The following is a 9955-nucleotide window of genomic DNA, read 5'->3' as shown; positions in this document are numbered from 1 at the left end:
GACTCGCGGAAGGTCCGCGAGTCGCCCGTTTCCGGCGCCCGAGTCGCCCGACTCCTGCCGCTGGGGTCCGACCGCGAACCCGCGGCAGCACCCGCCGAGGCGGGGTGTGGTCGACTGGGTGTCATGAAGCGTTCCCTCCTCGTGGCCGCCGCTGCCGTTCTCGTGTCGGTCGCGGGCTGTGGCGGCGGCGAACCCGCCCCCGCCGCGCAGCAACAGGCGCCGGCGGCGGCTCCCACGCCGGCGGGCTCGGCGGCGGGCGTCCCGCCGCTCACGGGCGACCCCACCGACCTGGCGGCGCCGAGCCAGGCGCAGGCGGGTACCGGGGAGCCGCCCACCGAGCTGGTCACCCAGGACGTGGTGGTGGGCACCGGCCCCGCCGCGACGCTGGACGACACGGTCGAGGTGCACTACTCCGGCACGCTCTACCAGGACGGCACGCTGTTCGACAGCTCCTGGGAGAGCGGGGCGCCGGTCGAGTTCCCGCTCGACGGCGTGGTCCCCGGCTTCGCGCAGGGCATCGAGGGCATGCAGGTCGGCGGCAGGCGCGTCATCGTCATCCCGCCGGAGCTGGGGTACGGCGACCGGGACCAGGGCCCGATCCCGGGCGGGTCCACGCTGGTGTTCGTGGTGGACCTGGTCGGGATCAGCTGAGCGTCAGTCCACGCAGGGGATGCCGTCGGCGGTGATCGCGGGCGGCGGGGGTGTGGCCGGCGCGGTGGTCGGGTCGGCGCCGGCGGGCGCCACGACCGCGGGCGGACCCGTCGGCGTGGGCGTGGCGGCCAGCCGGGTCCCGTAGATCACCGCCTGGACGAAGCGGCGCACCTCGTCCGGGTCGATCTGCACGGCGACCCCGTCCACGGGCGCCTGCAGGTCGGGGGCGGCCGGTCGGGATGGTGCGGAAGGTGAGGTCGGCGCCGGAGAGGCGGCCGAGCTGGGCCAGCGCGTCGCGCAGGTCCCAGCCCCGGTCCAGCACGACGTGGTCGGTGACGACGCCGACGAGGCGCTGCAGCCGCGCGGGGTCGGTGAACGTGCCGGCGCTCCACAGCTGCTGCGCGAGCCCGGCGATGAAGGCCTGCTGGCGGGCGATCCGGTCGAGGTCCCCGTCGGCCAGCCCGTGCCGCTGCCGGACGAACGCCAGCGCACCCGCTCCGGTCACGGTCTGCGGGCCCGCCGGGAGGTCCAGGCCGGTGTAGGAGTCGCGGGCGGGTGCGTTGAGGCAGACGGGCACGCCGCCGAGCGCTTCGGTGAGCTCGACGAAGCCGGCGAGGTTGATCTCGGCGAAGTGGTCGACGTCCACCCCGGTGAGCTCCTCGACGGTGGCGATGAGCGTGCGCCTGCCGGCCTCGCGGGCGCGCCGGTTCAGGTCGGCACCCGTGATCCCCTGCGCGGCGAGCGCCTCCTCGGCGTCCTCGAGTCCGCGCCGATACGCCGAATTGATCTTGTGGGTGCCGCGGCCGCCCGCGATCTCGACGTACGAGTCGCGCGGGATCGAGATCGCCTCGGCTGGCGCGCCGGGCTCGGCGGGGACGTGCAGCAGGATGATCGTGTCGGTGTGCAGCTGGCCCTCGTCGGGCCCCGCGTGCAGCGCTTCGAGCAGCGCGGGTGGCAGCGGGTCGCCGTTCGCGTCGGTGCGGGCGTCGAGGCCGACGAGCAGCGCGGTGAACGCCTCACCCTCCGCGACCGGGGCGCGATCGGTGATCGTGTCGCTCGTGACCGCGTCGCCGAGCTGCTGCTGCAGGGTCCAGGCGAGTCCGGTGGCGGCCAGCGCGGTGACGGAGGCGAGCGCCACCAGCGAGCGCGCGACCACGCCCAGCGTCCGTCTCGCGCCCATGTCCCCCCGTCGGTCGTATCCCCTCACCCACTGTAGCCGCGGGGACGGGAGCGTGCGTCGCCCCGGAACGCAGCGGGTACGCCCCCGGCATGGCCATCGCGACGATCAATCCCGCCACCGGTGAGCAGGTCCGCACGTTCGACGCGCTCACCGACGACCAGGTGCAGGAGAAGTTGCAGAACGCGGCCGAGGCGTTCGCGACGTACCGGGGGACGTCGTTCGCGGAGCGCGCCGGGTGGCTCTCCCGCGCTGCCGACATCCTCGACGCCGAGGCCGACGAGCTCGGCAGGCTCGCCGCGCTGGAGGTGGGCAAGACGCTGACGTCGGCCGTCGCCGAGGTGGGCAAGTGCGCCAAGGGCTGCCGCCACTACGCCGAGCACACCGAGGCGATGCTCGCCGACGAGCCGCACGACGTGGCCGGGGCGAAGGTCTTCACCCGGTACGAGCCGCTCGGCCCGGTGCTCGCGATCATGCCGTGGAACTTCCCGTACTGGCAGGTGTTCCGCTTCGCCGCACCCGCGCTCATGGCGGGCAACGTCGGGCTGCTCAAGCACGCCTCCAACGTCCCCCAGTGCGCGCTCGCCATCGAGGACGTGCTGCGCCGCGCCGGGTTCCCCGACGGCGTCTTCCAGACGCTGCTCGTCGGCTCGTCCGCGATCGAGGGGATCATCGGCGACGACCGGATCCGTGCCGTCACCCTGACCGGCAGCGAACCCGCCGGCCGGCAGGTCGCCGCCGCTGCCGGACAGATGATCAAGCCGAGCGTGCTGGAGCTGGGCGGGAGCGACGCGTTCATCGTCATGCCGTCGGCCGACCTCGACGACGTCGTGACGCAGGCGGTCACCTCGCGCACCCTGAACAACGGGCAGTCCTGTATCAACGCGAAGCGGTTCATCGTCCACGAGGAGATCGCCGACGAGTTCACCCGCCGGCTCGTCGACGGGATGGAGGCGCTGCGGGTGGGCGACCCGATGGACCCCGACACCGACATGGGCCCGATGTCCTCCGACGACGCCGTGAAGACCCTCGACCAGCAGGTTCGCGACACCGTCGAGGCGGGCGGCCGGGTGCTCACCGGCGGGGCGCCGCTGGACCGGCCGGGGAGCTTCTACCCGCCGACGGTGCTCGTCGACATCCCGGAGGGCTCGCCGGGGCACCGCGAGGAGCTGTTCGGCCCCGTGGCGACGGTGTTCCGGGCCAGCGGCGTCGACGACGCCATCCGCATCGCCAACGACTCGTCCTTCGGCCTCGGCGGCAGCGCGTGGACGCACGACCCCGCGGAGCAGGAGCGGTTCGTCACCGAGGTCGTGACCGGCATGATGTACATCAACAAGTACACCGAGTCGACGCCCGAGGTGCCCTTCGGCGGGGTGAAGAACTCCGGGTACGGCCGGGAGCTCGCGGCGTTCGGGCCGCGGTCGTTCGTGAACGCGAAGACGGTGTGGATCGCCGGCGACGAGCAGGGCGGCGGGGTGGCGGTGGAGTAGCGGCCGCGGACGGGTGCACCGCGGGCGTAACGACTCGCCCCGGATGATCGACCCGGTAGGGTCGCGCCGATCCGCCGCCTGTCCGCCCCGGGAGCCGCACCATGACCGAACTGCTGCTCGCACTGCTCGTGATCCTCGTGCTGGTCGGCGTCGTCGTCCTCGTTCTGCGGTGGCGGCAGGAGTCGCGGAAGAAGACGGCGCCGCGGCGGGAGGATCCGCTGGCGAACGAGCCGGACGTCTACGACCCGCACCTGATCGGCGTCGGCGACATCATCACCTACGCCGGGATCGACCATGTCGTCCGCGGCACGATCGTCCTCACCGAGGGCGGGATGACCTGGCGCGAGCACCTGCTCGACGGGTCCACCGGCCGCCGGTGGCTGACCGTCGAGGACGACGAGGGCGAGCTCGAGATGACGCTGTGGATGCGCCGCGAGGGCACCGGCCTCACGCCCGAGGGCGACGTGATCCTCGACGACAAGGTCCACCGCCAGATCGAGCGCGGCCGCGCCACCTACACCGCCGAGGGGACCACCGGAACGCCGCCGAGTGGCACGGTGGAGTACGCCGACTACGCCACCGCCGACAAGACGGGTCTCATCGCGTTCGAGCGCTGGGCGCCGACCCAGTCCTGGGAGGTCTCGACGGGCCGCAGCGTCCTGCGCGGCGAGCTGACCGTCTACCACGCGGCGCCGGGCACATGAGCCTCCACGACCTGGACGTGGAGCCGCGCGACGTCAGCGCCGAGGCGCTCGGGCTGCTCCTCGGCGCGCCCGCGCCCGCCGCGCTGGCCGAGCTCACCCTGCACGACGGGACCGCCGGCACGCTCACCCTCGGCGTGCTCGGGGCGTCGCACGTCGTCACCGCGGGTGTCGGCGGGCACCGGCTCACCGAGCAGGTCTCCTGCGACGCGCTGGCCGCGGGCGGGCGAGAGCTGCCGGAGCGCGCCGAGGCCGTCGGCTACGCGATGACGTCCGCGGTCACCGAGGTGCCGCGCGCGGAGTTCGACGCGACGGCGGCCCGGTTGCGGGCCGTCGCCGAACGCGACGACCACTGGCTCTGCGCGGCCTTCCCGGGAGCCGCGGGCGCATTGACCGCGCTCACCGCCGCCGCACTGCCCGGCGGCGGTTGGACGTGGGAGACCTGGCACCTGTACCCGGGCGCGGAGAGGAGCGTGATCGTGACGACGCAGAGCAGGTGGACGCCGTGAGGGCGCGCCGAGCGCTCGCCGCCGTCCTGGCAGGCGCCGCGCTCGTGCTGGGTGGATGCGGGATCGACAACGACATCCGCGACCACCTCGAGGACACCTACGAGCTGCAGAACAGCAGCGGCGACAGCGAGACCTACAGCGCCACCACCCCCGTCGGCACCACGACCGCCGACATCGTCGCCGCCGTGCCCCCGGCGGCCCGCCAGGCCGACGGCGGCTCCGAGTACCTGCGCTACGACGACGACATCGTCATCGTCAGCGCCGCCCCGGGCGGCAGCACGGTCCACGTCGAGGACATCGATGAGCGCTACCGCAGCGGTTTCTTCGCCTACCTGGGCCCGGGGTTCAACCCGGGCTCACCGGCCGGCGCGGTGGGCAGCGGCGGGCCGGGGGACGCCAAATGACCGCAGACCGCACGACCGCACAGTCCAGGAGGAACCCGTGAACGTGACGTCCCAGGCCATGCAGTTCGGGTCGGTCGACGCCGGCTCGCTCGCGCAGGGCGCCGTCGCGACACTGCTGTTCTTCGTCGTCGGCTTCGTCGTGCTGGGCCTGGGCTTCCTCGCCCTCGACCTGCTCACCCCCGGCAACCTGCGTCACCAGGTCTACGTCGATCGCAACCCGAACGCCGCGATCCTGCTCGGCGCCAACCATCTCGCGCTGGCGATCATCGTGGTCACCGCGATCATGACCAGCGCCGACAGCCTCGGGCAGGGCCTGGTCGACTCCGCCGTCTACGGGATCATCGGCGTCGTCCTGCAGGCCGTGGCGCTGCGGCTGCTCGACGCGTTCGTGCCCGGGCACCTGCGCAACCTCGTCAACGAGCCGCGGATGACCGGCGCGGCGTGGGCGGTCGGCATCAGCCTCATCGCGATCGGCGCGGTGAACGCCGCCGCCCTGTCCTGAGCGGGACCCCGGTGACGACGGCGGGCACGCGTGCGGTTCCGCTCCGGTGGGCGCGGCCGCTGCTGCTCGCCGCCGTCGCGGTCTGCGCGGCGTGCGGGCTGGTCTACGAGCTGGTCCTGCTCACGCTGTCGGCCAGCCTCGCGGGCGGCGGGATCACCGAGACGTCGCTGATCGTCGCCGGGTTCGTGGCCGCGCTCGGGGCGGGCGCGCTGCTGGTCAAGCCGCTGCTGGGGCACGCGGCCACCGTGTTCGTGGCGGTCGAGATCCTGCTCGGCGTCGTGGGCGGGCTCAGCGCGGTCACGCTGTACGTCACGTTCTCCTTCTACGGCACGAGCGCCGCGGTGCTGGTCGGGGCCACGGCCGTGATCGGCGTCCTCGTTGGTGCCGAGGTGCCGCTGCTGATGACGCTGCTGCAGTCCGGCCGCACCGGCATCGACGCCCGCACGTCGGGCAAGGTCCTCGCCGACCTCAACGCCGCCGACTACGCCGGGGCGCTGCTCGGGGGGCTGGTGTGGCCGTTCGTGCTGCTGCCGCTGGCCGGGCAGATCCGCGGCGCCGCCCTCACCGGCATGGTCAACCTGGCGGCAGCGGCCGTCGTCGCGGTCTTCCTGCTCCGGGCGCAGATGGGGCCCTGGGCGCGCCGGGGCGCCACCGCCGCGCTGCTCGCCGCCGCCGTCGTGCTCGGGGTGCTGCTCGTACAGGCGCGCGACATCGAGCTGACGGCCCGGCAGCGGCTCTACGCCGATCCGGTGGTGGCCGCCGAGCAGTCGGCGTACCAGCAGATCGTGGTGACCGAACGGGGCGGCGACGTCCGGCTCTACCTCGACGGCGACCTGCAGTTCTCCAGCCTCGACGAGTACCGCTACACCGAGGCGCTCGTGCATCCGGTGCTCGCCGACGACCCGCAGCGGGTGCTGATCCTCGGCGGCGGCGACGGGCTGGCCGCGCGGGAGGTGCTGCGGCACCCGTCGGTGCGCGAGGTCGTGCAGGTGGAGCTGGACCCCGCCGTCCTGGAGCTCGCGCGCACCCGGCTGGCCGAGCTGAACGACCATGCGCTGGCCGACCCGCGGGTCGAGGTGATCGCCGCCGACGCCTTCACCTGGCTGCGGGGGCCGGCCGCGCACGGGTTCGACGCGGTGATCGTCGACATGCCCGACCCGGACACCCCGGCGCTGGGGCGGCTCTACTCCACCGAGTTCTACGGGCTCGTCGCCGCGGCGCTGAACCCGGGCGGGCTGGTGAGCGTGCAGGCCGGCAGCCCGTACTCGACGCCGACGGCCTACTGGCGCACGGTGTCGACGGTCGCCTCCGCCGGGCTCGCCGTCACCCCCTACCACGTGCACGTGCCCAGCTTCGGCGACTGGGGTTTCGCCCTGGCCACGCCGGGGGCGACCGCGCCGGCACCCGCGCTCTCGGCGAACGCGCCACCGCTGCGGTTCCTCGACGCCGCGGTGCTGCAGGCGGCGGCGGTGTTCCCGCGGGACCGCGCCCCGCAGGTGCTCCCACCGTCCACACTCGACCGGCCGCTGGTCGTCGAGGACACCCGGAAGGGCTACGTCGGCCAGTGAGGCGTGCCTCCGGGACGCCGGCAAGGTGGCAATACTGTCACTGGATGGCAGTATGGCCACCTTGCTGCGACCCACGCCGGGTCACTCGCGCGTCCGGACGGCGCCCGCCGACGCCGCCGTGATGCACGCGATCGCCGTCCACTGCGCCGGCGCGAGGTGCTCGGCGAGCAGCACGACGCCGGCGAGCGCGCCGACCGCGGGCTCGAGGCTCTCCAGCACCCCGACGACCCGCGGCGGCAGGCGCCGCAGCGCGGCCAGGTCGAGCGAGTAGGGCACCACGGCGGACAGGATCGCCAGCCCGAGCCCGGCGGCGAGGACGTGGGGAGCCACCAGGTCGGCGCCTGCGGCCGGCACCCCGAACGGCAGCGAGACGATCGCCGCCCACGTCACGGCGAGGGCCAGCGTCGAACCGGTGCCCGATGCGGCGCCCGCCCGCCTGCTGAGCAGCAGGTACAGGCCCATGGAGGCGCCCGAGGCGAGGGCGAGGAGCACCCCGGCGAACGGCAGCGGGGCGCCGTCGCCCGGCCCGTACAGCAGGAACACGCCCGTGCAGGCGAGCACCGCCCAGCCGGCGTCACGCACCCGCCGGGAGCCGGCCAGGGCCACCGTCAGCGGGCCGAGCAGTTGCAGCGCCGTGGCCACGCCCAGTGGGAGATGGTGCAGCGCCGGGTAGATGAGGTTCATCCCGGCGATGGCCGTGCCGAACCCGACGACGAGCCCGATCGAGCGGGCGTCGGTCGGCAGGCGGGGCCGCCAGATCGCGAGCAGGACCAGCGCGGCCAGCCCGAGGCGCAGCGTCACGACCCCGGCCGGATCGACCAGGCCGAACATCTGCTTCCCGACCGCCTGCCCCACCTGGACGCTGACGACGCTGCCGAGGACGAGCAGGGGAGCGGGCGGGGTCCGGGATCGGCGCAGGTCGGTGGATGCGGTCATGATTCCAGAGTTCGGCAGTTCAAAGACAACGTCCAGCTACATTTTTCTCACTGAGTTCGTGTAGCTTGAACTGAATGATCGATCTCCGGCGGCTCCACGTGCTCCGGATCCTCGACGAGCACGGCACGGTCACCGCCGCAGGCGAGGCGCTGCACCTGACGCCGTCGGCGGTGTCCCAGCAGATCCGGCTGCTCTCCCGGGATCTCGGCGTCGACCTGCTGGAACGCGTCGGCCGCAGGGTGCGGCTGACCCCGGCCGCCCGGGTGCTGCTCGCCCACGCGGACGCGCTGTACGCCGACTGGGAACGCGCGCTGGCGGAGGTGTCCGCCGCCCGCGCCGAGGGTGTCGCCGCCCCGCTGCGCCTGTGCGGGTTCCCGACCGCCGTCGCCGGCCTGCTCGCCCCCGCCGCCGCCCGACTGCGCGACTCAGCGCCGCCGCTGCCCGTTGAGGTCGTGCAGGCGGAGAACGCGGAGTGCTTCGCTCTGTTGCTCGCGGGGGAGGCCGACATCGCCGTCGTCCTGCCCGCGCCCGATACGCCGCCGCCCGACGACCCGCGGTTCGACCAGCAGCCGCTGCTGCACGACCCCTTCGACCTCGTGGTTCCTGCCGACCACGCGCTCGCGGCCGCCGCGACGGCCGACCTCGCCGACGCCGCGGCCAAGCCGTGGATCGCCGCCCCCGGCCGTGGTGACGACGCCGCGCTCGTCCTCGCGGCCTGCAGCGCCGCCGGGTTCACCCCGCGGATCGCCCACCGCGCCGAGGAGTGGAACGCGGTCGTCGCACTGGTCACGCACGGGTTCGGGGTGTGCCTGATGCCGCGGCTGGCGCCGATCCCCGCCCACCACGGCGTCGTCCGGATCCCGCTGCGCGGCGACCCGGCCCCGTCGCGGCGGGTGCTGACGTGTGTCCGGCGCGGCAGCAGGGAACAGGCGCCGATCGCGCGCGGGCTCGCTGCGCTCGCGGTGCTCGCCGGCTCGTTCCCGCTCCCACTGCGCCCGGGCGGGGACCACGGGCCGGACGGTGTGGAGGACCCCGAGCCGCACCGGCACACGTATCGCGCGCCCTGATCCCGGACGCATCCGGCCCGGGACCTCCGAGCCGCTCAGATCGGGAGTGGACGGTTGTCGACGACCTGTTTCATGACCAGTGTCGAGTTCAGCCGCTGCACCCCGGGCAGCGCGGACAGCGTGTCGTCCTCGAGGTGCTGGTAGGCCGCGAGGTCGGCGGTCACGATCCGCAGCAGGTAGTCGGGGTCGCCGAACAACCGCTGTGCCGACACGATGTTCGGGACCCGGGTGACGGCCTCCTCGAACCCCAGCAGCGTCTCCCGGTCCTCCTGGCGCATCGTGACGAACACCAGCGCCTCGAACGTCAGGCCGAGCGCCACCGGGTCGACGACAGCGCGGTAGTCGCGGATCGCGCCCGTGCGTTCGAGCTCGCGCAGCCTGCGATGGCACGGCGAAACGCTCAACCGCACCCGCGCGGCGAGTTCGGTGAGGGTCATCCGCCCGTCCACCTGCAGCTCAGCAAGGATCTTCCGGTCGATCGCGTCCACGAGGGAAATATTTCCACTCAGGACGTCAGCCGGGGTAGAAGTTGGAACCATCTTCCGGCGGATCATGCCTACCGTTCCCCATACGTCCTCGACCATCCGGACCGGAAGCGAGGCCCCGTGGCCCTCAGCGCAGTGCTCGGATTCTGGGCCGTCGCCGTCCTGCTCATCGTCGTGCCGGGCCCCGACTGGGCCTTCGCGATCAGCGCGGGCCTGCGCGGCCACGTCGTCCCCGCCGCAACCGGCATCGTGCTCGGCTATCTCGGCGTGACGGCCATGGTCGCCGCCGGCGTCGGCGCGCTCGTCGCCGCCAGCCCCGTCGCCTTCACCGCCCTGACCGTGATCGGCGGCGCGTACCTGATCCGGCTCGGCGCCACCACCGTCGCGCACCCCGCCGAACCCCCCGGTGCCGCGGTCGCCGGGCAGCCTCCCCGCACGGCGGTGGCCACCGTCGTGCGGGGCATC

The 9955-nt window shown here is 73.9% G+C and carries 12 protein-coding genes; 9 read left to right on the top strand and 3 right to left on the bottom strand.

Features of this window, described 5'->3' with window-relative positions:
• Positions 1–123: 123 nt before the first annotated feature.
• On the top strand, positions 124–651 hold the full coding sequence (locus tag KME75_RS36320; protein ID WP_219419473.1) for an FKBP-type peptidyl-prolyl cis-trans isomerase: 528 nt from the start codon (positions 124–126) through the stop codon (positions 649–651).
• On the opposite strand, the gene KME75_RS36315 is transcribed toward KME75_RS36320, so the two are convergent.
• Complete coding sequence (locus tag KME75_RS36315; protein ID WP_219419472.1) at positions 644–1831, bottom strand: LCP family protein; 1188 nt, start codon at positions 1829–1831, stop codon at positions 644–646. The genes KME75_RS36320 and KME75_RS36315 overlap by 8 nt on opposite strands.
• Positions 1832–1920: 89 nt before the next feature.
• Here KME75_RS36315 and KME75_RS36310 point away from each other — a divergent pair, with 89 nt between their 5' ends.
• The 6 genes from KME75_RS36310 (at position 1921) to KME75_RS36285 (ending at position 7002) form a co-directional block, all read left to right on the top strand.
• On the top strand, positions 1921–3318 hold the full coding sequence (locus KME75_RS36310; protein ID WP_219419471.1) for an NAD-dependent succinate-semialdehyde dehydrogenase: 1398 nt from the start codon (positions 1921–1923) through the stop codon (positions 3316–3318).
• 101 nt (positions 3319–3419) lie between these two features.
• Positions 3420–4022, top strand: coding sequence for a DUF4178 domain-containing protein (locus tag KME75_RS36305; RefSeq protein ID WP_219419470.1), 603 nt, complete (start codon positions 3420–3422; stop codon positions 4020–4022).
• Entirely contained in the window at positions 4019–4528 is a 510-nt protein-coding gene (locus tag KME75_RS36300) for a DUF2617 family protein (RefSeq protein ID WP_219419469.1), read from the top strand. Before KME75_RS36305 ends, KME75_RS36300 begins: the two co-directional genes overlap by 4 nt.
• Positions 4525–4932, top strand: a complete 408-nt coding sequence (locus tag KME75_RS36295) for a DUF4247 domain-containing protein (RefSeq protein WP_219419468.1) — start codon at positions 4525–4527, stop codon at positions 4930–4932. Before KME75_RS36300 ends, KME75_RS36295 begins: the two co-directional genes overlap by 4 nt.
• A 37-nt stretch (positions 4933–4969) precedes the next feature.
• Positions 4970–5434, top strand: coding sequence for a DUF350 domain-containing protein (locus KME75_RS36290; protein WP_219419467.1), 465 nt, complete (start codon positions 4970–4972; stop codon positions 5432–5434).
• Between the two features lie 11 nt (positions 5435–5445).
• Complete coding sequence (locus tag KME75_RS36285; RefSeq protein ID WP_308283403.1) at positions 5446–7002, top strand: polyamine aminopropyltransferase; 1557 nt, start codon at positions 5446–5448, stop codon at positions 7000–7002.
• An 81-nt stretch (positions 7003–7083) separates the two neighbouring features.
• On the opposite strand, the gene KME75_RS36280 is transcribed toward KME75_RS36285, so the two are convergent.
• The gene (locus KME75_RS36280) at positions 7084–7938 is read right to left on the bottom strand and encodes an EamA family transporter (protein ID WP_219419466.1); all 855 of its coding nucleotides are present in this window, start codon (positions 7936–7938) and stop codon (positions 7084–7086) included.
• Positions 7939–8012: 74 nt separating this feature from the next.
• On the opposite strand from KME75_RS36280, the gene KME75_RS36275 reads away from it, so the two are divergent.
• Positions 8013–9005 (top strand): LysR family transcriptional regulator, encoded by a 993-nt coding sequence (locus tag KME75_RS36275; RefSeq protein ID WP_219419465.1) that lies wholly within the window; start codon positions 8013–8015, stop codon positions 9003–9005.
• Positions 9006–9040: 35 nt separating this feature from the next.
• On the opposite strand, the gene KME75_RS36270 is transcribed toward KME75_RS36275, so the two are convergent.
• Positions 9041–9559 carry an Lrp/AsnC family transcriptional regulator gene (locus tag KME75_RS36270; protein WP_281424841.1) on the bottom strand — a complete coding sequence of 173 codons (519 nt, stop codon included), beginning with the start codon at positions 9557–9559 and terminating at the stop codon, positions 9041–9043.
• 51 nt (positions 9560–9610) lie between these two features.
• Here KME75_RS36270 and KME75_RS44285 point away from each other — a divergent pair.
• The coding region (locus KME75_RS44285; protein WP_219419464.1) for a LysE family transporter at positions 9611–9955 on the top strand (345 nt) is incomplete at its 3' end.

Source organism: Pseudonocardia nigra, assembly GCF_019396355.1.
Taxonomy (GTDB): domain Bacteria; phylum Actinomycetota; class Actinomycetes; order Mycobacteriales; family Pseudonocardiaceae; genus Pseudonocardia; species Pseudonocardia nigra.
Note: the sequence above shows the minus strand (reverse complement) of the source record. Positions and strands in the feature narration are given on the sequence as shown.

Excerpts from the sequence above, each read along its gene's own strand:
- KME75_RS36320 (WP_219419473.1), top strand. The coding sequence starts at position 124 with ATGAAGCGTTCCCTCCTCGTGGCCGCCGCTGCCGTTCTCGTGTCGGTC.
- KME75_RS36315 (WP_219419472.1), bottom strand. The coding sequence starts at position 1,831 with ATGGGCGCGAGACGGACGCTGGGCGTGGTCGCGCGCTCGCTGGTGGCG.
- KME75_RS36310 (WP_219419471.1), top strand. The coding sequence starts at position 1,921 with ATGGCCATCGCGACGATCAATCCCGCCACCGGTGAGCAGGTCCGCACG.
- KME75_RS36305 (WP_219419470.1), top strand. The coding sequence starts at position 3,420 with ATGACCGAACTGCTGCTCGCACTGCTCGTGATCCTCGTGCTGGTCGGC.
- KME75_RS36300 (WP_219419469.1), top strand. The coding sequence starts at position 4,019 with ATGAGCCTCCACGACCTGGACGTGGAGCCGCGCGACGTCAGCGCCGAG.
- KME75_RS36280 (WP_219419466.1), bottom strand. The coding sequence starts at position 7,938 with ATGACCGCATCCACCGACCTGCGCCGATCCCGGACCCCGCCCGCTCCC.
- KME75_RS36275 (WP_219419465.1), top strand. The coding sequence starts at position 8,013 with ATGATCGATCTCCGGCGGCTCCACGTGCTCCGGATCCTCGACGAGCAC.
- KME75_RS36270 (WP_281424841.1), bottom strand. The coding sequence starts at position 9,559 with ATGATCCGCCGGAAGATGGTTCCAACTTCTACCCCGGCTGACGTCCTG.